This window comes from Photorhabdus laumondii subsp. laumondii (assembly GCF_003343245.1).
In the GTDB taxonomy this organism is placed as follows: Bacteria; Pseudomonadota; Gammaproteobacteria; order Enterobacterales; family Enterobacteriaceae; genus Photorhabdus; species Photorhabdus laumondii.
Window position 1 is genome coordinate 2676367 of the sequence record NZ_CP024901.1, and the last position, 25048, is coordinate 2701414.

Genomic DNA, 25048 nt, shown 5'->3' on the forward strand with positions numbered 1-25048 from the left:
GATGCAGTATGTTGTTTATCGCAATATTGGCAATTCTGCTTACCCATATCTTCTTGACGTACAGAGTGACATTATTGATATGTTGAATACAAGATTAATGATACCCCTGTTTCTGAAAGAAAATTTTAAAGGCAAAGTTCCTATAAGATTATGTCCAATATTGACAATTGAGGAGAGTGACTACATCGTCATGACTCATGAAATGGCAAGTATCAGAGTATCTATGATCGGTAATGAAGTTATTGATGTCACATCCCACCGGAAACAAATTAAAGATGCTTTGGATTTTCTCATTGATGGATTTTGACTAGTCGAAAAAGTAACGCAACAATGGATGGTATTTGGCTTGTTGCATAGTCGCCATCACGATTTCTTAAAATAACGACTAGGGGACTTCGTTTATGAAGTCCTCTGATAGGTAGTCCTTAATAGTGCTGCACGATAATGATTGCATCATCTGTTACCTTGTAAACCAGACGATGCTCTCGATTAATACGTCTAGACCAATAACCCGACAATTATGTTTTAAAGGTTCTCCATCAAAGGGTTGCCTTTACCATTTCAGTCCAAGATAAAATCATTCTTTCAATAGCCCTTTTTCAATCATTCTCCCTGCTTCCACTTCAGCAATTGCCTGATTTAAATGTGCCGCGTTTTTCGGGCTAGCCATTAAATAGGCTGTTTCTTCGTAGGCTTGAAAATCTTCCAAACGTAGGGCGATCGCTGGCTTGCCATTCTGATGAGTAATCAGAATTGGCTTGTGATTGTCGTTCACTTTATCTAAGGGGCTGGCGAAGTGAGTTCTAAATGCTGAATAGTTTATTGTGTCCATCGTTAATTCCCTCTCCCCCGCTTCCATTATGCTTATAAGTTCATAGTTAATTTTCTTACTTGCCATAGTAACCGGCCTCGTAAGAATTGATGATTCCGTTAATTAATGCTTTTTTCTTCTTATTTGAAATCTGACTATTGTTGATTTCTTTTGTGTGTATTTTGGGTGAAATGAATATTTCGGACATGCCGATTTCTTGAATTAAATTATCACTCTTAAAATAATTAATTTTTTTCTCAAATTCATGTGAACTGATGTTATTCATTCTATCCTTAACTCCTTCTCGATAAAATTGTTCAAAGAATGGCGTCATAAGCTTAATAGAATTATTTACATGTGTTTCAAAATTAGGGTCAAAATCATCATTAGAGCGATAAACATAATGTCGGGCTTCCCGTTCATAAGGTGGGAGATTTATTGAACAAGAAGATAAAAATAAGAAAATAGGGAAAAAATATAAAGCACGCTTGGATTCACATAATAAGTGCAACATCGTTAATCTGGAAGTAAACATGTTCGTATTCCTTTAAATAATTCATTCGGTGTTTTCCCACCCCGTGTTTTTCGAGGACGATTATTTAATCGGTTTACCACAAAATTTATTTCCTGATCAGAGATTTCATTAAAATTGGTTCCCTTTGGAAAGTATTGTCTGATTAACCCATTGATATTCTCATTGATCCCTCTTTCCCAAGGCGAATAAGGGTGAGCAAAGTAAATTTGGGTTTCTAATTCTTCACCGATGATTTCATGATCTGCGAACTCCAAACCGTTATCGAACGTGATGGTCTTAACCTTTTGTTTTAACGGGTATAATACTTTCACTGCTGCTTTCGCGACTTCTGATGCCTGCTTGCTATCAAGTTTAACGATAATTGTATACAGCGTCTTGCGGTCAACCAATGTTAATAAGACACTTTTTTTATCTTTCCCTATTATCGTATCTCCTTCCCAGTCCCCAATACGTTCTTTTTTATCAACAATTTCCGGGCGTTCATCAATACTGACCCGATTTTTAATTTTACCTCTTCTTTCATAGCGACCATAGCGTTTGCGATAGGGTTTTCTGGCTATTCGCAGATGTTGCCATAAATCACCCCCCTCTCTTTTATCTTGATAAATCAGTCTATAAATCGTCTCATGATGCAAAGATATCCCTTTATGTTGCTTCAAATAATCAGCCACCTGTTCAGGGCTTAAATCTTTCCAAATTAACCGTTTTATCCATCTTTTTACTTCCGGCGTTATTTTCACGGCCTTTTTAGCAAAATGACGACGCGCCAATACCTTCAAATGAGCCTGTTCAGGGCAGTATGTCTGGACTTCTTGATTTCTCTTCAATTCTCTGCTGATGGTCGATGGGCTTCGCTTAAGTGACTTCGCAATAAAAAGCTGTGAAAAACCCGCTTCTCTTAAACTGGAAATCTGGTATCTTTCTGTTTCGGTCAGTTGTGTATAGGCCATAGTGCATTTTCCTTTGGCGAGAAAGATGCCTACTATAGCAACTGACCGCCCTTCTGAAAAATTGCACTTATTAGTCGAATCCGCCACGCATAAAAAATCCTCAATGATTATTGTCCTAATAATAGATTTAAATAATTATCGGTTATTTATTGATCACACGTTGATTATGTTCTTCGAAGGCATCTGCCAGCTTTTTATTGAAGCGAACCGATTTAACCAATGCATTGAAGAAAACTTCTGAGTCTCGGTTATTCAAACTCATAACTTCGTATTCATGAATGGTTTTTTCAGCATGTGTTAATGCACTAGTCAGGATAAAGTTGCTAACTGTGGCTGTATTCATAGAGAATACCTTCCTTAGATGTATACCCGTTAGATAATGTGAGAGCAATGTACGTCAAAATGGTGTTTTTTCCAATTTTTACGATGACAAAAATTGCATTTATATTTTCAAGCTAAGGTTTTTCTGTGTCGTTTCATTTGATTTCTAACTATGCAATTCCCCCAATTTCTGCTTAATTTGCTGTTGGAAATATTCCGCACGAGTTAATAAAACGGCTATTATTTTCACATCACACTGCTCACTTTTTTCAATCCGCAAGCAGACACGTATTCCTTGCTGATATTGCATCAGCGCAAAAGCGCCTTTCATACGATGGGCGTGATGCACGACTTTTTCATGGCATTGTTGATTTTCTTGTTGTTGTAATTCGGCAATATCTTCCGACATCCCTTGCTGTATTGCGCTAAGTAACTGGCACTCTACAGCCACATTTTGCTGAGCCAATGCTTGAATCTCATCGAATGTTAATGTTGCTTCCTCATTGATTTGTCGGTAATAACGGGTAATTTCTGCCAGCAATTTGCTTTGCACCAGTGGTTTGATTAATACACCATTCATTCCCGCTTCCAAACAACGAGCCTGTTCGGTAGAGAACGCGTTCGCGGTACAGCCCAGGATAATAAATGGCGGTAATTGCCGTAATCGTTCATGTGTTCTCAGTAACTGAGCCAGTTGGTAACCATTCATCATCGGCATCTGGCAATCTGTCAGCACGATATCGAAATAGCCCTCCTCCACCAGCTTCATGGCTTGTTCACCGCTTTCAGTTAGCGCGATACGATGGCCCGATGGGGCTAACTGTAATGACAACACCTGTAAATTGGCAGGTAAATCATCAACCACTAAGATATTCAAAGATTCATGAAGCTCCGTCTCAATGTTTTCGGTTTTTTCGCTTATCGCCTCTTTTTCAATAATCGTGCGCGTCAGCGGTAACATCACGGTAACCTGCGCACCACCACTGGGCGCACCCGTGATTTTCAGATTGCCGCCCATTAATTCAACTAGCTGTACAGAAATAGGTAATCCCAACCCCGTACCGGTTTTACCGCCATTATGTTGTGTCACCTGTACATAGGGCAGTAAAACCGCTTCATACATGGTTTCTGGAATGCCGCAACCAGTATCAGCAACCACCAGCGTGATTTCATCTTGCTGACTCTCTGGAATAAGCTGATAGCTGGCGCTGATCTGTACACCACCCTGTTCGGTAAATTTAATCGCATTGCCCAACAGGTTATTGATGATCTGGGTTACGCGTGTTGCGTCCAGTAGATGATAATATTCAGACGGCAAATCAAACTGATAGGTGAAAAATAACTCTTTTTCCTTTGCCCGATGGCTAAAAGTTGCCACGCAATTTTCCAGAATCACCTGCAATGATTCCGGCTTGAGATTTAGCACCATTCGCCCTGATTCTATCTTGGAGAAATCCAGTACATCACCGATGATTCCTTGCAAGGATATGGCAGCCTGCCAGGCGATATGTAATGGCGTGGATGGCTGAGTTTGCTTTTTTACCTCCAGATCAAGAATACCGATAATGGCTTGGAGCGGTGTACGGATCTCATGGCTCATGTGGGCCAGAAAATCTGATTTCTCCAGGCTGGCGAGTTCCGCCTTATCACGTTCCTGGCGTAGTTCCTGAGCCAACAATTTACGTTCGGTCACATCAAACCAGCCGCCAATGATCCCCTGAACAACGCCTTCGGTATTGCTATAACTTTCGAGCCACAAATAGACATCTTTATCCTGTCCTTGAATAACAATGTTGCGATCAGAAAAATGTACAGGAGCACCTTCCAAACAGCGTAGAAAAATTAGACTGATCTCTTGCTCATCGACCGGTTTTAAAAAGCATAGGGAAAAAAGACTGCGGCCAATCACCTCAGATCCAACAGAGCCCATTTCATGCCGGAAATAGAGGTTAGCCGCCGTGATGCACATGGTGGGATCGCAGACAAACATTGGCGTAGGCATGTTATTAAAGAGTGTTTCCCAGTACGCCAGTAAATTCTGTAAGTTGCTTTCCGCGATTTTACGTCGTTTGATCTGGTGTGCAAGATAACTGCCCCAAAAAGCCGAGCTTAATGCAATTACAAATAATGCCCCTCCCCACAGCTTCACCCAAGGAGAGATTTTATTGTCATCATAAGGCGTGACATTCGCCATGGATAACCACTTCAACCGTAATACCCGCAGTTCATTTGGTGGCAGTGCATCAATGCTTTTATTTAATATGTCTACCAGTTGAGGATAGGCCGGTATGACGGCGTATTGTTCCGGTTGCAATGAGCCTTTAAAGAATTGAATAGAAATATTGGCACCGTAGCGGCTTGCTTGTAGGTAATCAGCACTGATCAGGCTGTCAAAAGTGGCATCTGCCGCTCCGGCCAGTACCATATCAATACCTTGTGTCACGCTGTCAACTTCGATGATAAAAATCTCTGGATACTGTTTTAAGAGTGATAAAAGTGCGTTGCCGCGCTGAATTGCCACCCGATGGTGTTTAAGTTGTTCAAACTCATAAGGCGCATTACGCTCATTGCGCGTGATCATCACCCATTCCACGGTACCGTAGGGATGACTGAAAGAGAGCCAACGGTTACGTTCGGGCGTGTTGAGCATCGAGGTCATTTGCGCTTCGCCATCTTCTAACCGCTTTTTAATGCCTACTGCACCATCTGTTGGGATAAAATTAAAGATGATGCCACTTTTTTCTCCCAGCAAGCGTAAAATGTCCACATCCAGCCCGGTGATTTGACCGTTTTTATCCAGAAAGGAATAAGGCGGTGTATTGCGATTCAGTGCCACATTGATGACAGGATTTTTTTTAATCCAAGCTTTTTCCTGAGCTGAAAAAATAGCGGCGTCGTTGTTGTTACCCAACGCCAGTCCAGAAATCCAACGTTCATAAACTTTATTTCTAATGGCATGAGGAATGGATGTCAGGATCAGATTTACCGCTTCAACTATGCCATCACCGCTGTGACCAAGAAAATCATATCGTTCCCCGAATGAAATATCCCGGCGGTAAGTCAATCCGGTAAACGGACGAAAAGCCAGTAAATAGGCAATCTGGCTTTGTCCGTCCAGATAGGCATCCATTTCGCCATCCACGACGGCCTGTATCCCCTCTTGCTGATTTTTGGCTATTAAAATAGTGCGGTAATGTTTACGTAATTGCTTAATGACATTCGGATCACTGCTGGGTGCCGCCATAATATTCATGTTGGCAAATGGCATATTGACTTGTTCTTTGCGCATCATCAGGGCAAGTGGTTGTACCAGAATCGGGTAAGTGTCATTGGCTTCATTTCCTGATTGTGAGGAGGCGGAATTCGATAACAACTGGATATCGCCACGTTGCAACGCTTTATAAGCTGATTCCCAGTTGCCAAATAGCCGTACTTCCACCGGCCTTTTCAGCACAGTTTCAATCAAGCGCAGATAATCAGCATAAATTCCTTCCAACTTGCCGTCCCAACGATGGATCACCAGTGGCGCACCGATACAGCAGAGAATGCCGACTTTTAATGTCGGGAAGCGTGAGGGAAGAACCGCTTGCTCTTTAATGGGCAACGGCAAAAATTCCTGCGATTCTTGCGTGATATTTGAATAAAACTCCACCGGTAATCCATTTGCCGGCAATTCTTGCGCATTGCGGTATTCGAAGAGGTTGAGACTCCAGCCAGATAGCGGTAACAGTAATACCAACGGGGTAAACCATCGCCATGCTTTGCACCGGCACTTCATGGCTTACAGCCCCAGCCCAATCTGATGCAAATAATTATAAAGCGCGGCTTCGCTATCTAACCCGAGTTTTTTCATTGCGCTGATTTTTTGGGCGCTGATCGTCTGCTTAGTCCGGTATAAACGCGCAGCAATATCATTCACACTCAACCCTTGTCCCAACAGTTTAATCACTTCCAACTCTTTACTGGTTAGCGTTTTTACAACTTCTTCGTCCGGTGATTCGAGAAATTGTTCACTTAAATAGGGTTCATAACGTCCGGTTGTACTGTACAACCCTTTTACCAGCTCATGGGATAAGCTGTTTTTGTTCAAAATCGCTTTTACTTTGTAGTCAATCAATGAAGCTATTATTTTTCGGTCGTTAATCATCGTAATCACCACAATCGGCAAATTCGGATACTGTTCCCGTATTCGGCTAATCATCCTCAGACCGTCGATCTGGTTATTACCCGGCATAATGAAATCCGTAATCAGCATATCCGCTTCTTTTTCCTCCAGCAGAGAGAAAAGTGAAGTGACATCATGGGCTTCCCCCACAATCTGGTAATTCTCCGGCAATGTTGCCAGTATCGTACGTAGTCCTAATAAAAATACCGGATGATCGTCGGCAATAATGACTTGTCTGGGCATGGGTTATTTCTCCAGATTATTGACTATTTTTTATTTACTCTTTATTTCACGTATCGTTCCTTCAATAAAACCGGCATTTTCTCCCACATGGACAATTAAAGCGATAATGATCAGGTTAAATTCGCCTTTGCCATCGGCAATCCGAACTTTTAGTGTCTGCGGGATTTGCGAGACAGAATTTTTAAGCTGTTCGATTTTGTGCCGATCTTCCTGATGTACCCAAGCCATCAATTGCGACCAGGAGGCAGGTGCTTTCCCGAACCGCATCCAGGCAGCACTATTATGATGCCAGTACAAATGTCCTTTGGCGCTTAACCGAAAGCAATTAACCTGTTCTTGATCCAGCATCGCTCTCATTAACAGAAAACGCGCTTTACGCCGATGTAATGCATTGATTATGTTGGATAAACAGCTACAGCATAACAACGCAGGTAACGTTAACGCTGTACTGTACCAAGCCGCTATCTGCACATTTTGTTGGAGATGGGTTAACGGCGATGAGAATGGGCCAAGACCAAAAATGGTGGCACTGACGATCCCCACCGTACACAGGGATAAAAAGCTGCTTAATGCCAGCAGATTACCGCTGAATGCTAGCAGCATCGGCAAACTGAAAGAAAACAGCAGTGCGATACCTTGCCAGTGTATTTTCCCGGCTTCCGGTGGTGGACTGATGAACAATGCTGTCATGGCAAATAGGGCCACCAGACATAAACCGTAGGTTTTCCAGTTCCCAACCTCATTTTTCTCGTGGGTGATGTAGTAGATAACAAACAACGTAAGTGGTAGATAACTCAACACTGAGCCTACAACAATCGGCAATGAAACCGATATGTCGGTAGGATAACCAAATAGATAAAGTATCCATTTTGCGATAAATCGCTCAATGATGCCACTTAACGAACAGAGTACGGTCAGGTTAATGATGTCCCTCGTCCGCTTCGGTGCCCACATGACACCGTAAAAAAACTGCCAGATCAGCGCTGTTGCTACCAGCATCATCATATTGATGCTGGAAAAGGTCAGCGATACGTTGACTGGCCTTCCATACCACTGACTGGCAGTCAGCGAAATCAAGGCACCTGTGATTAACCAGACAGGCCAGTACCGCGGTGCTCTGGCGCAAAAAATGCCTTGTAACAAGCCTGCCGGAAACCACACTAGTGATGACAGACTCCACACATCCCGTACCTGTAGGTTTAACAGTGCCAGCGCGAAATTGACCAATGTAAAGATAAACCAGAAGATCACTATCTTTTTCATTTTCATCGGGATCTCATTTCGTAACACTGATGTTACATTGTAAGATAATAATAGCAGAGATAAGTGTTTGCTACCCTTAGTTGATAATATTAGATAGTGATAGTTTCTTTTGGTCTGATCGTAGCTGTATTTGACCGTCTATAACATCCATCCAGACATCCTGATTGACTGGCACGCCACCTAATAGCAATTGATCTGATAACAACGGCAGGACAAACTGGGTTAACAGATTATCAATTTCACGAGCACCGCTTTCCGCGATCTGGCATCCTTTAGCGATAAAATCCACCAGCGTGTCGCTATAGTGCAATTCACATTGGGTTGATTGACGATAACGTGTGACAATTTTATTCAGTTTATGGTGCACAATGGCATGCAGAACTTCGCCCTGTACCGGAAGATAAGGAATAACCTGCAAACGACCTAAAAATGCGGGCGTAAAAATACGTTGTAGCTCTGGTCGGATAATCTCCTGAATATCTTCCAGGGTGGCCGGGCGATTTTCCCCCTGCTCTTTTACGCCGTGCATGGCGGCCCGCATTACCAAATCTGATGCCGCATTTGTGGTCAGGATAATTAGCGTATTGCGAAAGTTAATCTGTTGCCCTTCGGCATCTTCCATCATGCCTTTATCGAACACCTGAAAGAACAGTTCCAGCACATCGGGGTGAGCTTTCTCCACTTCATCAAGTAGCACGACGCTGTAAGGTTGACGTCGAACTGCTTCGGTCAATACACCACCTTGTCCATAACCGACGTAGCCTGGAGGAGAACCTTTCAGGCCGGAAACCGAATGAGCTTCCTGATATTCCGACATGTTAATTGTGATCAGATGATGTTCACCACCATACAACTCATGAGCCAGCGCTAAGGCGGTCTCGGTTTTTCCTACACCGGAAGGCCCTGCGAGCATAAATACTCCGGTAGGTTTGATTGGATCGGCAAGTTGTACTTTAGCAATCCGAATTTGACGTGCTATCTGGCTGAGCGCATGATCTTGCCCCATAACCCGTTGGCCGAGACGGGTTTCCAACTGACGCAACACATCACGCTCATTTTCGACCATTCGACCAAGGGGTATCCCTGTCCAACCAGCAACAATGTCTGCTACACAGGCGGCATCAACACAGTCAAAGACATAAGCGTGCTGATGGTGGCGCTGATGCAGTTCTGCACGTAACACTGGTAGCCGTTCGTCGTGTTCGTCACAGGCGAGGATGTCATTGACCAACTGACGTTGAGCGTGATATTCCGGCAAAATTTCTGCCAGTGATGCCTGCAATTTAGCCTGACGCTGCGCCAATTTCTGTAACTGAGTTTCATGGCCGCCTTCACGTAACAGGGCTTCCTGTTCGGCAGCAATGTTTGCCAACATGGCTCGCAGATCTTCAATCGGTGCCGGTTCATCGGTCTGTGAAACGGCAACGCGGGCACAGGCGCTATCTAACAGGCTAACTGATTTATCCGGTAACTGACGTCCAGTGATATAACGGTTGGCTAACGTAACCGCTTCCGTGACTGCCTCTGCAAGTACTTTGACGTTATGATGCTTTTCCATTGCGGGTGTTATGGCCCGCAACATGGCGATTGCCAGTTCTAGCGAAGGTTCTTCGACTTTGATCAACTGGAAACGACGTGCTAACGCGGCGTCTTTTTCAAAATACTTCTTATATTCAGACCAGGTGGTTGCCGCAATTGCCCGTAATTCGCCACGTGCCAGCGCGGGTTTCAACAGATTAGCCGCATCATTTTGTCCGGCTTGACCACCTGCGCCAATCAGCGTATGCGCTTCATCGATAAACAGAATCACCGGGGTGGGATACTTCTTCACCTCATCCAATAATTTTTGCAAGCGGCTTTCAAACTCACCTTTTACGCTGGCACCCGCTTGTAACAGCCCCATATCCAGCGTAAATAGTTCGGCTTGTGCCAAAACTTTCGGTACACGGCCATCCACGATCCGCTGAGCAAGCCCTTCAATCAGCGCGGTTTTGCCGACACCGGCTTCACCGGTTAACAGCGGGTTGTTTTGGCGACGACGTAATAGCACGTCAATCAACTGACGAATCTCTCGTTCACGTCCTAAAACCGGATCGAGTTTGTTATCACGCGCTGCTTGTGTCAGGTGATGCGTGTATTGTGCCAGTGCGGATTGGGTATTATCCCCAACAGGTGCTGTAATGTGTTGTGGTGTCGTATTTGTCTGTGTACGCAACCACGGTTCTATCCCATCGGTGTTACCCTGTAACGCTTGTTGTAGCTCTGAGGTAAGAGAATGGTGCAGTGACGGATTCATGATCAGGGCCACAATCAGTACTTGAGCGGTAATCTGTGATGCTCCCCAGTGAGTACTGGCGTACATCCAGGTCTGTTCCATCCATTCAGTTAAGTTGGTAGCCAGCACCGGCGGACGATGATTACCGCTGCGTAATAATGCCAGTGACCGTTGGCAAGCATTCAACAATGTCATGCTATCAATACCGCCGTGGTGACACACTTGCTCCATCGTCGGAAGCTGTTTTTCAAACAAAGCCAACAGCAAATGTTCAATTTCCACTTCATGATGGGTGCGCCGTACTGCCAGATTAACCGCCTCGTCAAGGCACTGACGCGCTTCTACCGTTAATTTACTGACGATCTGTTTAAGATAATTACTCACTTTTAGGTTTCCTTAATTCGTTCCAATGGGTGGTGATCTGTGATGGCAAAGTAGAGAGAGTTCCCTTTGCCACTGTAGGTTCACTTAAATTTAACAACTGGCTATCCAGTCGGTTGCGTTGTTCCAATAACGCCGTTTGTTGTTGCTGATGTTGCTGCCATTGTTGGTAGAGTGTTGAAACCGCTGTGCTTTCGCTGACTTGATAGCGCACAGTGATGTTATTGATACCCAGCGCACTTAATTCATCCCGCCGTTGCGGGAACGCTTGAGCTGCTAATGTCAGTTCACCGCGGGAGAAAGCGTGCATAAATTGCAGCAAACCATCGGAGCCAATGTAACTTTTGCTTAGGGTAAAGCGAGGAAAATAGATATCAATTTGTACTTTACCGCATGTTCCTGGGCTCCAGTGCAGCGTCATGCTGTCATTGAAATTCATACTCTTAAGCTGCTGTACGCCATCATCACAACTCAACGTCACTGAACTGCCTACTGGCAATACTTTTGCCCCCCGGTTAGCGGTCGCCGGCTGACTGACAATGGTTACTTCCGCCGATGGCTTCTGTTCTTGCTCCGGTTCCTGCTGTGCTGTCGTCAGTTGCTGTTCGCTTTCCAATAAGGCGAGTTTCTCTTGCAGACGACGGCGAATATCCGATGTCGCTGAAAGTAGGTCATTCGGTTGAATGAGGTTATTGATATAGAAAATGAAATCGTCGCTAAACGGAAAGACTACATCCTCTATTTCCTGACGTTTAATCCCTTCAGGACGGATATCCAGCGCATACCCTGCGGTATCCCGTACAAATGCATTGCTGTATTCATACAAACGCGCGTTCAATTCCCGGCCATCAAACAGTTCCTGTCTGCTCAATTTTTCCATCGGCCAAATCACTTTGCTTTCCCACTGAGTTTGCAAGCGGCTGGCAGCACTTAAGAAGGCGTAACGCAGTACCAGATGCGCATCACCCTGATAGAGCCGCCATAAGGTTTCATTTACTCCTGCACTCTGTTTGCTTTCAGTCTCATGGTGCCACAGGGTGAAACGGTTAAACAATGCGCGTAAACCGCTATCATCCAACTCTCCTTTCTCGTTATTTAGCGCATTTTTAACCAACACCTCGGTTTCCATATCACTGAGCAACTCGCGTTGGCTATTTAACTGCACCGCCTGTCGGTAGGCGCGATAGCGTGTCAGCGCGGTATCATCCAGCCGTACCGAGATCTGCGGTGAAATTCCAAGCCATGACATGATGCGCTGGCGCACAGAGAAATTCCCTAGCGAGACTCGTTGCATCATGCCACTTTTTTGCACATAACCATGCAGTTGCCATAAACGCTGCTGTGTCTGTAACCAAGGCTGCCGATCCGCCTGCTCTATCGAGGATAAATCACGTTCTAGCTGGGTCAGAAAGGTGATATAGGGGCTGTCATATTGGCCCGCTGCTAATATCAGCGCTTGCCAGTTTTTCTTGCCTCGAACTAACATCTCTCCTTGAGGCATAGCCTGAGCGAATGCTAACCACTCTGATTGGCGCTGATTTTGATACTGTTGATAAAACGAGCGCTGTAAAGGAGTAAAGAATGCCGGTCTGTTAAGGGCTTGTGCCAGTTCTCCTAAGGTTGCCTGAATATCTTGCTCACCTGCTTGGGTATAGATACCACGAATACGTGTGTTAATTGTGGCAACATCATCGCTGGCGAGCGGCCAGAAATCAGCCAGTGTCAGCGAATGCGTGCCAGTCGGTTGTTCGTCGGCTAATAGCCACTGCCAGTTATTGCTATCTTCTAGTAGTGTTTGCAATACATTTCGCCACTGATCAAATGCTTGCTGTGCATTGCCTTGGCGATATTGCGCCAGACGAAGTGCGACGCGTTGTTCCGCGGATAAAGGATCGTTTTCACCACTTAATAGTGAAGCTGAATAAGCAGGCATACGCTGTAAAGTTTCTAGCGTAGCGCCATGTGTCATTGCCTGTTCTATGTTAATAAAGCGTGCCCAATGTAAAACCAACAGTCGTTTTTGCGGTGTTTCCGCGTTATGGAAACGTGCTAGTAAGTGTGCCGCTACCGACTCCGGGTTGAATGCACCAACAGGTGCTTGTTGCTGGTATTGCTGTGCCATCCGTTGTTCCATCGTATGGGTGACCGGATAGAAAAACAGAGATGGCAAGGTTTCCTGCAACCAGTATTCAACTTTTTGGTAGCGCAAGTAACTCCGCTCAAGCGGGTCTGCCTCATGGATATTTTCAAGTTGCGTAACGCCACGCCAGGTCGTCATCAATGCATTGCCGACACCGTACACCAGCATCAAACTGAGTAGGCTAACGCATACGCGTTTGGTCAATGTCCGCCAGCCAGTCAGCAATACGTTATGGCTACGTTGATCTTGGCTATGTTGAACTTGATCTGGCAGGTATTCTCCCAACAAACGTTGGCTGAAAACGCCAGCAGTTTGATGCTCGGCGGTAAAAAACAGGCCACGCAACAGACCATGCTCCAGATAATGGTCTTGGTCGAACAGTGCATTCAAGTAACAACCCAGTGCAGGTTGCAGTTGAGCTACCGTTTCTGGTAACGCTAAGATTTCTGCATTGGGTTGCTGCCGTTGCTGATTGAGCAACTTAAGGCGCATCATTTTCAACGTGTTAACAATGGTGTTCATGCTCTTATCCAGCACGTCGGTGACATTACCCACCGTATGATGCTCGATAAAATCGCCTAGCAATTCAGCATGTTGTTCTACTGACAGTTGGGTGCACCAATGGTCAAACCCCGGCAATGTTTCGCTGTGGGTAAGGATCAGCCAGATGGGTAAGCGGCGTTCCAGACGTATCTGTAATGGTTCCAACTGAGCACGTACCTGACGTGCGGCGATATAGAGCGCTCTATTGTCGCTGTTTAGCAACTGTTCCACCGATAAGCAAACGAGTACGCCAGCGGGTTTACGTACTTGTGCGATCCAACTGATTAGACGCAACCAGGCTTGCCGGTACAGGGATTGACCTTCGGTATAACGGCCGGAAACAACCATGTACATTGCCCGGCGGAAGAACCACCAGCGACAGGTAAAGGTGTTTTCTGTCAGCGCTGGCAGATTTTTCCCCGTCATGGGCACCACATTGCAGCGTGTTAACAACTTCTGTTTACCATTGCCCCGTTCCCCTACCACCAGAAACCACGGTGGAACGGGTTCGTTACGGTGTAACAGTGAACGGAATCGACGCCAACTTTGTAAATATCCTCCTTGTCTCCAGTGCTGATAGAGTAAATATTCCAGACGGTTATTTCCTTTCCGCCAGAATTTATTTAACCAGCGCAGTTTATTCATTATTTCTGGCATGAATGCCATTGCCACACGCAGCAATAATAACAACAGTAATAGGCAAATAAATAGTAATAAACCACCTATTGTCGGCCATGAAAATGCCACCGCAATAGTTAAACTGAGTAATAAAAGGATAACCATCACGCTAAGCCAGCCAATGGCATAAAATAATTTTTTCATGTTTGATTTCCGAGTTTACCGACCAATACTTAATAAATAGACGGTAATAAAAATATAAATTAATGTAATAGATGACATGAATAATATTAATTTTCTACGCCATTTATGATTGGGGTATTTATTTTTCGGCTTATTATCGTAGCTGTTCATTAATCGGTGATTTTCTAAAGAGAGATAACCACGCAAAGTATCAGGAAGATTATTTAACTCTTGCTGGATAATATTGTGTAATTCCAAATTATCATGTTTGCCATAACGGCCATAAAATCCAGCAAGCAGACAGAAAACATAGACCAATCGAACCGGATAATTATCCGGTACTAATGCCGCAAGGCGATCAAAAAACGTATTTCCGCCCAGTTCGGCATCATAAAGCTCAGCCTGCAATGATGATTGGCGCCAAATACTCAACGCTTTCTGACCTGCACACAAAATGGCTTCGTCTGCCCAAACTACTACGGCGAAATTTGCCTCTTCGATATCTTGTGCCCCATAACCCTGCAAACGCGCCCTATTCTGCGCTTGTGTCAACTCAGCTAATACGGTTTGCCGCAGTGTTTCCGCTTGATTCACCTGCTGCTGGATCATGCGCAATACGCAAGTGAATACGGGAATATAACAATCCAACAACTGCATCATGACGCTCTCACTATAACGATTTCTGTTTGTAAATCGTCTGGCGCATCTGCCCAGTGCACTGCCACACGTTTGCTCTCTTCTACCTGCTGCCATAATGCACCGCGATTTTCTAGCCGGAAATAGCAGGTGTTTGCTCGGTTAGGTAAACCATGTGGCGCAATTTCCTGGTAGTACAGACGTACACCGGGCAAAGCACGGTTAATAATGTTGTCGATCTGTTCTGCCGCCGCCAGTTTAATCAAGCGATCATCAGGAATTTCACGCTCGCGATGAGTAAAGCTGTCAGAACGCAGCACCAAATAGAGCCGTTGCTGTTCATTGCTCCCCGTTGTATTGAAGGTTGCATGATAATAACCACGGCTTTCCTGTTGCAGAGAGATCACGGTATTGGGTTCCAGCACCAGCGCATTAAGCAAATCGGCAATTGTCCGTTCACAACTATCAAGAGTTAGCGCCAGATCCAGATGCTGATATTTCTCCAGTACCTCTTCCTGCCCGTTCCACTGGCCTAAAAAGGAGCAACGGTCGGTAAAACAGGAAAGCTCGCTGATCAGTTGGCGCAATAATCCAAAAATCTGTAAGGGGTGAACATCTCTCGCTTCCTGAAAATGGTGCAACTGTACGACATAACGCGCCAGAGTCCGTAGTGTCAGCAATAATGTGCTTTTTTCCTGAGTATAAATTTCCCCTTCCAGTGTTTGCGGGCGTTTCAACTCTTCCAATTGATGGATACGCCCGGTTAACTCCTGACACAGTTGATCAATGCGCTGGCCCAGTTGTGGCACAGCATAGAGCGTCAAACATGGCGGTAGATAGCGGTTATCCAGCGCAATACCGTCACTGGTGCAGTGCAGTTGGCCAACCGGTAATAGTGTATAACCCGTTGCCTGAGCAATCTCATCGTGCAAGAAAAAACGTAAGTTATAGGTCAATTGTTGCACTTCCGCTTCCGGCCCCTCGCCAAAAGCATCCCGCATACGCTGTTCTTGCGGCCATGTTACCCACCGGCTGGTGATATTACCGACACCATTGGCATCCGTGATACCGGTGACGTTATTCTGATTGTGGCTGAACATGCGCAGGCCAACATAGATGCGCTGCGGTTTGTCACGTACCGGCCAGCAATCCCGCAATGATCGGGCACTGAGTACGCCGTTGACATCACAATCCACGTAACCACCATCGGGAAAAATAAACGCGGCGTGATGGACACTCAGTACTTCATCACTTAGCGCGGCCAGATTGAATGCGAGTTTCACCACACCAAAAGCATAAGGTTGTGTCAGTAACTGATAACGTCCTTGCCAGTATTCATGTTGCAATTCATGGGCCTGAAAGTGTTGCGGCTGTAAATATAATCCTGAATACCAATACATCGGTTTATGTTCAAACATGGGTTACTTCCTCAACACACTTTCGTCACTGCCGGATTCCGCCGTTTGTCCGGGGAAAACGATTTGTTCGGGGAAAACTACCTCATCGCCAGTGTTACCTGCTGAGAAATCACTGCGGGTAATGGCGTAACGTCCTAGCGTCAGATTAATACGCATGGGAACAAATTCAGCACTCCAGGCGCTATTCCACCAACCGTGTTGCTCAAGGCGCAGCGGCAGTGATAATACTCGCGTATGAGTACTCTCTGGTGCCGGGTAGTAACCGGCAATTAATGCGATATAACGCGCCTGTTCCGCTCTATCGATGTGTAAAGATACTGATTGCCCCGGCATCATCACGTAATTATCCAACTGTAATATGTGTTCTGTTGCACCGGTGCCGGAAAATAAATTGCGTAATAACGCCGGATTAGCCAGTAATTTATCTAATTGTTCACGTTTCTCCGCTTGAACAATTAATATTGTGCAACTGTTTGGTATATTATTAAAAACATTCAGTTGCGGAACCGCGGTTATTTTTAAACGAATGGCATTGCTGGCATAAACCGGTTTGGCTTGTTCGATTGCCTGCAAACGTTTTTCATCGTTGGAGATAGAATGACTGCAACCACTTATTAAAAGAATTACTGTCAATATTAAAAAACGGCGTTTAATGATGCTATAAAAATTTATGTTATTCATTTTGCTCTCTATTTATTTCTGGTCCTTTCATCACGCGCATAATTTCTTGTAGCGCGGAGGTATTTTCTGACATCATTTCTTCCAGCCATTCGGCCATGCCCATATTTGCCCAACGTGCTGCACGTTCAATTAAATAGGGCACCGGACTGGTAGGTTCATTTTGACGAAAGTAATTGGCGATATTGATCATTTGTCCTATGGCGATAGCGCGCATTTCATGGTGCGCCCGATCTTCTGTTAAAAAAGTCGTATTCATGCCGTTTGGCGCATCTCCCCCTGCCGCTATTGCTTCATTGCTATTGCCGTATTCCTGGCTTGATCCCGGTGCCACCATGTCACGAAATCGTTCGATTAAGGCCACCAGCTCTTGCAATCGCTGCGTACTGGCACTCATGCTGTTACCGGCATCAGGCAATAGTTCCACCATGATTTTTTGCAGTTCTGCTAATGCCTTATTAACTTGTTCAGCCCGCGTCAGTAATTGGTTAAATTGTTCGGCGGGTGTAGTGCGAATACTGCCGTCGCACTCAGCCATACCGAAATAACCATCACTGATCAAGGCACTGCGTAATTCGCTATTAACGGCAGCGCGTTGTTCAAAATATTGCACGCGTTGCCAGACGCTTAAGCTCAATTTGCCATCATCGGTCAGTGTCAGATTGTCCAATTGTTTCACCAATTGATTATCCAACCAGCTTAACCGACCAAGACGGGCATCCGCACTGTTTGCCTCTGTATCATCCAGCGGCGGGTAGAGCACCGGCCAAAAAGTTTCCAGTAGATGGGCAAGTAATGTGATACCGCCACTAATCCCTGCCAGACCATACAGTTCCCCTTGCGCTTGGGTTAACCAGCAGGCTATCTGCAAATCTTTACTCTGTTTTTCCAGTACTTCCTGACACAACGCTGAAACCTTCATCCAATCAGCCTGACGGGTTTCATAACCCCATGTGTCGTCTTGGAGAAAATCGTCGTCGGTTTCACGCGCGGCGTTTATCTGTTCAAAAATAGGTTCGTATTCGATATCGCACCCTGCTGGTTTGTCAGCAGCAATCGGTTGTAAAAAACGCGCGATATCTGTTTGGGCTAAGTTCACAGTAACTTCCATTTCAAGCAATAATCACCAATGGATAGCCTGTGGTAATTGTGCCGCCATGTGCGCACAGATCGCCGAGTCTGGCCGCTGGCCGTCCACCGATCAATACTGTTGGGCTACCCATGACTACGGTATCCGGCGGCCCGACGCACACTAGCATTGAGCCCATTGTTGCCGCGGGCAATCCACCAATCAGCACCGTTGGTACACCTGGTGGCATAATCGGTCCACCTACATGTGGCACCGGAGGTACCGCAGGCGAGACCATTGGACAAATATGCATATCACCCACACGGGCGGCTGGCATTGGCATCATTGTTCTCCTGATAATGTGGCTTCATGGTGTAGATAGTTTTTGCGTCCCTGATCCTGCGATGGCGGCAATTGCCTTAGTTGACCATGTGCCAGTTGAAAAAATTGCTCAACGTACTGCATTTGTCGTTCTGGTTGTTCGCCATAAAGGTGAAATATCAGGCACAACGTATCGGCTAATGCCGCCAGTGACTGCCACGGTTGTGGATAGACCGCTTCCAAATCCGGGGAGGTCATGCTGCCTTCACTCCAAAAAACGGAAAGCGCCAGACATGAGATCGGGTTATCAAACCCGACTGTTTGCGCCTGTTCGAACAGTTCATGACGCAACGGATCACCGCCATCAACCCGCCAGTGCCGCACTTGTTGCAATAACGACCGTTGTCCTTGCATCAGATCGCGTTCGTAAACACAGGAGATAAATGTCAGTGCCAGTTCCAGAGCCTGAGTGTAAGGCAACATAAAAATGGTGTAGTACACTGCGTCTTGCCACAATATTTCTTTATTGAGCGCCGATAGATTCTGTTCATGTGCCGCGTGTTGTTGTAGTACCAATTCCGCCTGTGGCGAAAGCTGGCAGTGTCGTAATTTAACCATGATGGCAAACTCTTATTATTCGTTGATCCTGCTATTAACCAATCTTGGTCAAAGTGCCTTTCACCATAGCAATGCCGGTCGCATCCACCTGAACAATGCCGCCTTTTAGCTGTGCCATTGCACTGCCTTCTACTTTTACCGTGGTGCCAGTTAGCTCCGCCATGCCACTGCTCTTCAACGCCAGTTTTCCTGATCCTTCTACGGTAACCGATGGCGCTTTGATGGTGATCCCGGCCGGGGTAATCGATAATGTGCTGGCACCGACTTTCAGTTCAATGCCCTGATTTGCCGTCATTGTGCATTGTTGACCGACATTGATTTTGGCGTTACCGCTGGATACTTCCAGCTCATAACTGCCTGCACTGACGGTGGTGGTAAAATTGCCACGATCCAGCGTTTGTTTTTTGTCACCTTTTTTCACCTCAGTTAAGGCGTTGCCCTCGCTCAAAATTAATGTGTCATTGCCCTTTTTAATTTGGGTATCGCGCTTTTCTTGGATTTCCCATAACACGTTGCGATCGATCTGCGCCGAAAAATCATTTTTCACTTTCAGGCGCATATCTTTTTGTGAGTGAAGCAAAATAAACTCTTCACCTTTTTTATCTTCGAAACAGAACTGATGTCCTTGCTCCACCGTGCCTTTTGCACTACTGCGTGTCGTAATCCCGCTTTGGGTCTTCTGCCCCGGTAGCGCGAATGGTGGCATCTTCACCCCGTTATAAACCGTTCCGGTCACCAGCGGGCTATCCGGGTCGCCATCAATAAAACTCACCAAGACTTCATTGCCCACACGTGGCACAAATTGTGCACCAAACTTTGCGCCATTCCAGAACTGACTGACCCGTATCCAGCAGGAGCTGTCATCATCTTTTTTATGCTCTTTATCCCAGTGAAACTGGATTTTGATGCGACCCTGTTCATCCGTATGGATCTCTTCTGACGTCGGCCCTACCACCAACGCGGACAATACGCCGGAAATGTAGGGCCGCGTAACCGAAGGACGCGGACGGAATACGTTATTCGCCGGGAATAAGGTCACCTGAGACGAAAACAGTAATTCACCTTCCTCCAGGTTGTTCTCCGCTTTTAATCGCTGGTGGCCGACGGCATAACGGCCATCGGCGCTGGTGTGCCCTTTCAGGGTAAACTGATGCCCCACTTGTAAACTGGGATAACTGTTAACGGCGCGTGCGTAATAGGACTGTGATTCCCATTGTTCCATGCACAGCGTTGCCTGTGTTTCCAGTTGGTTACGTTCCTCCTGACGTCGGTCGTCATAGATAGAAAGCTTGGGATTGGTAGAATAGCCGCTGTTCGCTTTGGCGCTGGCACTGATTGCCGCAGCACTTTTAACGTTATAACCATTCATTTCCGCCGTACCTGGAATCATTGTGCGATGAATATGCCAGGCGCGTAGCCCATAGCCTTGCTGATCACCCATCTTCGATTGATATGGCAATACCGCTAACGGTGCGTTAATAAACGCCGAAGGGTGATCTGCCAATACCAGTACATGACGCCTTTCTTCATGGCGAAAGAAATAGAAAATCCCCGCGTGTTCCAGTTGACGTGTCACAAAGTCAAAATCTGATTCTTTGTATTGCATACAATATTCAAGCTTCGGATAACGGCTTTTTAGCGCCAGTTCAACGTCGTTAAACCCACGTTTACGGAAGATATCACATACCATATCCGGCACGCTGATGCGCTGATAGACGCGCAAATTATGGGTTAATGTCAGCATTTTCAGCCAGGGTTCAATACGTGCTTGATAACAAAACTGGCCGTCGCTAAAACCTTGTTGCTGCAATTCAGTCAATATGCCATGCACAATGCGATGATTCGGCGCTTCGCCAAGACGAAATGCCAAAGGTTTACCGATATGAGACTCCAGCTTATCCCAGTCTGCGTTGGAATAGAGCTGAGCAGAAAATGAATAAGGTCGTGACAGGTGCTCTTCACCTTCTATTTTGTTCAGTGCCACAATATCTGACAGGTTACCGATAACCTGTAAAAAACGATTCTTTTGCCCTAATAGCATCTTTTTATTACCTGCGTTTTTGGTTTAATTTGCGTAGGGACCTGTACATTCAGCCAAATAGAGACGCTGAATATTGCTTTCGCCGGTATCGCCCAAACAACCATCCCACCCCAATTGGCGGCTGCCATTTAATATATTGCCTTGCCCGCTATGCTGTACCAACAATTCCAGTGAAAAGGAGAGCAGCGGTCCGGCAAATTGCCACACCCATTGTGTCAGTTTGCGATATTGTTCATTTCCCGGCATAAAGGCGGCTCGTTGCCGAGCGGCAAACGGCCCCAACTGAATATGAAATCCTGATTGAATATCCCAATAAGCGCGACCCAACATCGGGTTATCGCCTAACAAACTGCGACCTAAACAGCAACAGTGTGCCTGTTCAGCATATTGCCAGCGCCCTTTAAAGGGCTGGATGCTGACTGCCATACCCAATTCCCGCTGCAATAGCTGCTGCAAATTCACCATTGAGCGGACCGGTGTTGCCAGCAACCCGACACAGGCGGGATGAGAACGCTGTGTGGTGTCCGCCATCAATTGGCCGGCAACTGCTGGAATGACTGCCGGTAAAGCCCGATAATTTTGCCATTCCGCATGGTTTTGTAGCTCGGCATGGTTTTGTAACTCGGCATGGTTTTGTAACTCGGTATTAATATATAACCGGTATTTCTGCCATGCCTGAAAACGCAGGCTAAGCAGACGATGAGTAAAAATATCAATAAACGCCTGAGCTGATTCGTCACCATAGCGGTAACGCCTGTCAATCAACCATTCGGTATAACGCAATGGTAATGCGCCAAGGGTGCCTAATAGACCAAAGTGATGTACCGCCATGCGATACTGTTCATCCCCCTCTTGCGGTGGTAATAGCGACTCGACTTCCCTTTCCGGCGCATCTAATGTCAGTACCGAACTGAATTGCACCACATCATCAGGGATGATTGCCGTTTCTTCACGCTGGCGACAACGTTTAAGCAGACGACGTACATTTTGATAAAAACGGCCGCCAACTAAACGCATTTTATTTTCTATAGCCATGTCAGCCTCCCACTGCGACGTGGCCAACGGCGGGTACTATTATTAATCGTCTCTAACTGTGTTACGGTCTGCGTGAAGCTGTTAATCGGTGTATACATTGCGATAAAACGTTCTAACAAGCTGCAAAACAGGTAAAAATCAACAAATTCCCCGGCTTGTGCCTGAAATGTTAATGTCACCTCCAGCCCACGCGCCAGAGAATAGGGATCGGCGGGATTCAAGCGTGCACTTACTGGCGCAATCGCAATCTGCTGTAATTGTGCAATCAACCGCGATATGGCTGGATCGCCAAGCAGGTTGTAGAGTTCTAGCGTCTCTTTTAAACATTGAACTCCTTGCGGACCACTCAGTAGCATTTGGTTCAAATTGAGTTGCGATACCAACCGCCAGTTCAATGCACTATTGGGTTGTGGACGTACCGGCAATCGGGGACGGATCAATCCCAGAATTTTTACCCCTGGCAACGCGCTTTCTGATTCGAAATCCCCATCAGGATGACCGTTGCTTAATTGCCGCGGTATATCGCGATTAGTACAGGTCAGACTCAAGATCACCACATCGGTTTCGGGTTTCAGATGTTCGCCACTGCTATCAGAAAAACCGATGAACATATTCATCCCAAGATCGTTATGTCTGAGTGAGGGACGTGGCGTTGCCTGCCAAAACAATGAGAACTGTTCGTCAGATTGCGTATGCCCAATACCAAATAATGACGGCACCGGTTTGGAACTTAATTGTTCCTGCTGACGGCTGACAATTTCGACCTGATCAATGGTATAGACTTCCATACTTTGTGGGCGACGCGCATCCGGTTGAACCAGATATTCATGCTCTGTTTCCAGTGGAATAATGGGTTCCGCATGATGAGGAAACAGATTAATTATCGGCACGCAATTTAGCCGGAAGGTTTCGTTGCTGACTTTATCACTCATACGTTCAATGCGGCGCAATGCGACACAATCCTTAAGCCGAAAACGGTATTGCAGCTCACCTAATGAACGGGTAATCAAACCAGCATCCGGTAGTGGAATATCCAAGAATAAGAATTTTTCTGGGAAACTGAAATAATCACGAAACAAGTGGTGAACCGGATTTATCAATGGATCATCGGCACATAAGTTATCTTGCGGATCAAAGCCCACCACCTGAACACCTCGGCGATTCAGGTTGAATGTACGCTCGCCTAACCGACATTCCAGTTGCTTAACTTGGGCCGACAACAATTCATACAAGCTATGGGTCAGCATTGGCGCGCCATGTAAGTACAACCGGATATGTTGTGCCTGAAAGCTGGCACCCGGCCACAAGGTAAAATTCAGCGTTAAGATGAAATCCCGATCGTAAGGGTCTGGTATTAGTTCTGCATGCGTTAAATCCAATGGCAACATCTCCAGCGGATATACCGTGCGGAAACGACATGTCACATCACCTACCGGTTGAGAAATCAACGGAGTATGCCGCGCTACCGTCATCATTCCGGTCACACCGGATGTTAACAGGTCCTGTTGAAACTGCACCAACGATACCGACGGTACCTGACGTAGAAACTGTGGCGCTAATACCTCTAACATGGCGTTGCTCAGTTCCGGCATATCTTCATCAATCCGCTGGTGGATTTTTGCTGTCAGAAATGCAAAAGATTCCACCAGACGTTCTACATGCGGATCTTCTGAAACACCTTCTGCGAACCCAAGACGTTTAGCAATTTTAGGAAAACGCTGCGAGAAAGCAGCGCCATATTGTCTTAAATAACTCAATTCCCGGTTGTAATAAGTCAGTATTTTTTGTGGTAATAACATCATTTTGTTATTTATCCCATGAAATTGAATAGGTATATGCGGTACTGTTCCATGAGATAGAAAACACCACTTGTTCGTCGAGGAAAATTCCACTCACCCAGAAAATGATATTTTCTGGCGTATTTTTTTGTAATGTAATAACGACATTTTTCAAACGGGGTTCGAACCAGGAAATAGCTTGGTAAATATTATTGCTAAGTGCATCAATACGTTCATCATCGGAAATATCCACATTAATGACATCGGGAACGCCATAATTTAAAACTGATTTCGGCAACTCACCAAATAAAGGGGAAATTTCAGAAATCGGTCTTGATGAAAATAACATACTTAAATCAGAAATCAGGCTTTGGACAACTTCCTGACGTGACCAGATAAGTGCGACACCCTGTTTTTCATCTTGTGGATAATCATCTTTCAGGCGATGAAGAAATGAAGGCTGAGTCATCATATTTTTCCGGCTAGAAACTGTCGGCCAAAGGCCGACAGTAAACGGTAATTGTTATTGTTTTTTGTTCTCGATAAGATCCCAACCTTCCGGTCCCACCTTAGTTCCTTTAGTTCCGTCTTCTTTGAGTGGTGTAAATGTCCATTTAATTTTGGAATAGGCGATAGAAATCTGTTCTTGTGGGAATTCACCGCCACGTGAACAGGTTTCATGAACGTCAGAGATAATACATTCGTCCATTTCCACTTCCGCATAAGGATGCATTTCGCCTTTGAAAATCGTGCAGATTTCCAGTTTCACTTTCTTAATCGCGGTACCTTGCGCCACAGCAGACAGTAAGCCAATAGAACTGGAATCCATCACCTTCACACAGTCAATGGTACGGAAATCTGCTGCACCAACGGTAATTTTACGTTTACCGCTGTCTGCAATACGTGCATGGTTAAATAGACCAAAATTGACATGTTCCAGCTCAATCCACTCTTTATGTTTGCTGTCGGTACTTTCACCTTTAATACCATCAATTTGTAAAAAGATTGAAGAACTCATAATTAACT

21 protein-coding genes and 1 pseudogene are annotated in these 25048 nt (G+C 45.6%); 1 reads left to right on the forward strand and 21 read right to left on the reverse strand.

What is annotated here, in order from left to right:
• Window position 1 precedes the first annotated feature (1 nt).
• A complete protein-coding gene (locus tag PluTT01m_RS11795) occupies window positions 2–307 on the forward strand; it encodes a CcdB family protein (protein WP_011146528.1) in 306 nt (101 codons plus the stop codon).
• A gap of 118 nt (window positions 308–425) precedes the next feature.
• On the opposite strand, the pseudogene PluTT01m_RS11800 reads toward PluTT01m_RS11795, so the two are convergent.
• The 21 genes and pseudogenes from PluTT01m_RS11800 to PluTT01m_RS11900 all read right to left on the reverse strand — a co-directional run.
• Window positions 426–553 (reverse strand): annotated as a pseudogene (locus PluTT01m_RS11800) (Txe/YoeB family addiction module toxin); the annotation flags it as partial.
• 24 nt (window positions 554–577) lie between these two features.
• Window positions 578–898: a type II toxin-antitoxin system Phd/YefM family antitoxin gene (locus tag PluTT01m_RS11805; protein ID WP_228957312.1), complete on the reverse strand. Its 321-nt coding sequence runs from the start codon at window positions 896–898 to the stop codon at window positions 578–580.
• On the reverse strand, window positions 888–1346 hold the full coding sequence (locus PluTT01m_RS11810; protein WP_011146530.1) for an Exc2 family lipoprotein: 459 nt from the start codon (window positions 1344–1346) through the stop codon (window positions 888–890). The genes PluTT01m_RS11805 and PluTT01m_RS11810 overlap by 11 nt, the downstream gene beginning before the upstream one ends.
• Window positions 1328–2296 carry an IS30-like element ISPlu1 family transposase gene (locus PluTT01m_RS11815; protein ID WP_011145223.1) on the reverse strand — a complete coding sequence of 323 codons (969 nt, stop codon included), beginning with the start codon at window positions 2294–2296 and terminating at the stop codon, window positions 1328–1330. Before PluTT01m_RS11815 ends, PluTT01m_RS11810 begins: the two co-directional genes overlap by 19 nt.
• A gap of 142 nt (window positions 2297–2438) precedes the next feature.
• Entirely contained in the window at window positions 2439–2639 is a 201-nt protein-coding gene (locus PluTT01m_RS11820) for a type II toxin-antitoxin system TacA family antitoxin (protein ID WP_011146531.1), read from the reverse strand.
• A gap of 144 nt (window positions 2640–2783) precedes the next feature.
• Window positions 2784–6395 carry a transporter substrate-binding domain-containing protein gene (locus PluTT01m_RS11825; RefSeq protein ID WP_011146532.1) on the reverse strand — a complete coding sequence of 1204 codons (3612 nt, stop codon included), beginning with the start codon at window positions 6393–6395 and terminating at the stop codon, window positions 2784–2786.
• Between the two features lie 3 nt (window positions 6396–6398).
• Entirely contained in the window at window positions 6399–7025 is a 627-nt protein-coding gene (locus PluTT01m_RS11830; RefSeq protein ID WP_011146533.1) for a response regulator, read from the reverse strand.
• Window positions 7026–7055: 30 nt separating this feature from the next.
• Window positions 7056–8294, reverse strand: coding sequence for a hypothetical protein (locus PluTT01m_RS11835; RefSeq protein WP_202927401.1), 1239 nt, complete (start codon window positions 8292–8294; stop codon window positions 7056–7058).
• 70 nt (window positions 8295–8364) lie between these two features.
• Complete coding sequence (gene tssH / locus PluTT01m_RS11840) at window positions 8365–10947, reverse strand: type VI secretion system ATPase TssH (RefSeq protein ID WP_011146535.1); 2583 nt, start codon at window positions 10945–10947, stop codon at window positions 8365–8367.
• Window positions 10940–14449, reverse strand: a complete 3510-nt coding sequence (locus tag PluTT01m_RS11845) for a type VI secretion protein IcmF/TssM N-terminal domain-containing protein (protein WP_011146536.1) — start codon at window positions 14447–14449, stop codon at window positions 10940–10942. Before PluTT01m_RS11845 ends, tssH begins: the two co-directional genes overlap by 8 nt.
• 15 nt (window positions 14450–14464) lie before the next feature.
• Window positions 14465–15088 (reverse strand): DotU family type IV/VI secretion system protein, encoded by a 624-nt coding sequence (locus PluTT01m_RS11850; RefSeq protein WP_109791564.1) that lies wholly within the window; start codon window positions 15086–15088, stop codon window positions 14465–14467.
• A complete protein-coding gene (gene tssK, locus PluTT01m_RS11855) occupies window positions 15085–16482 on the reverse strand; it encodes a type VI secretion system baseplate subunit TssK (RefSeq protein WP_011146538.1) in 1398 nt (465 codons plus the stop codon). Before tssK ends, PluTT01m_RS11850 begins: the two co-directional genes overlap by 4 nt.
• 3 nt (window positions 16483–16485) lie before the next feature.
• Window positions 16486–17163, reverse strand: coding sequence for a type VI secretion lipoprotein TssJ (locus PluTT01m_RS11860; protein ID WP_011146539.1), 678 nt, complete (start codon window positions 17161–17163; stop codon window positions 16486–16488).
• Window positions 17156–18259: a type VI secretion system protein TssA gene (gene tssA / locus PluTT01m_RS11865; protein WP_011146540.1), complete on the reverse strand. Its 1104-nt coding sequence runs from the start codon at window positions 18257–18259 to the stop codon at window positions 17156–17158. Before tssA ends, PluTT01m_RS11860 begins: the two co-directional genes overlap by 8 nt.
• 13 nt (window positions 18260–18272) lie before the next feature.
• On the reverse strand, window positions 18273–18572 hold the full coding sequence (locus PluTT01m_RS11870; protein ID WP_173362525.1) for a PAAR domain-containing protein: 300 nt from the start codon (window positions 18570–18572) through the stop codon (window positions 18273–18275).
• Window positions 18572–19168, reverse strand: coding sequence for a DUF6931 family protein (locus PluTT01m_RS11875; protein ID WP_011146542.1), 597 nt, complete (start codon window positions 19166–19168; stop codon window positions 18572–18574). Before PluTT01m_RS11875 ends, PluTT01m_RS11870 begins: the two co-directional genes overlap by 1 nt.
• Before the next feature lie 34 nt (window positions 19169–19202).
• Window positions 19203–21209, reverse strand: a complete 2007-nt coding sequence (locus tag PluTT01m_RS11880; RefSeq protein ID WP_011146543.1) for a type VI secretion system Vgr family protein — start codon at window positions 21207–21209, stop codon at window positions 19203–19205.
• 24 nt (window positions 21210–21233) lie between these two features.
• Window positions 21234–22244 carry a type VI secretion system baseplate subunit TssG gene (gene tssG / locus PluTT01m_RS11885; protein WP_011146544.1) on the reverse strand — a complete coding sequence of 337 codons (1011 nt, stop codon included), beginning with the start codon at window positions 22242–22244 and terminating at the stop codon, window positions 21234–21236.
• Complete coding sequence (gene tssF / locus PluTT01m_RS11890; RefSeq protein WP_011146545.1) at window positions 22235–24046, reverse strand: type VI secretion system baseplate subunit TssF; 1812 nt, start codon at window positions 24044–24046, stop codon at window positions 22235–22237. The genes tssG and tssF overlap by 10 nt, the downstream gene beginning before the upstream one ends.
• Window positions 24047–24050: 4 nt before the next feature.
• On the reverse strand, window positions 24051–24494 hold the full coding sequence (tssE, locus tag PluTT01m_RS11895; RefSeq protein WP_011146546.1) for a type VI secretion system baseplate subunit TssE: 444 nt from the start codon (window positions 24492–24494) through the stop codon (window positions 24051–24053).
• Window positions 24495–24545: 51 nt separating this feature from the next.
• Window positions 24546–25040, reverse strand: a complete 495-nt coding sequence (locus PluTT01m_RS11900; RefSeq protein ID WP_011146547.1) for an Hcp family type VI secretion system effector — start codon at window positions 25038–25040, stop codon at window positions 24546–24548.
• Window positions 25041–25048: the final 8 nt, after the last annotated feature.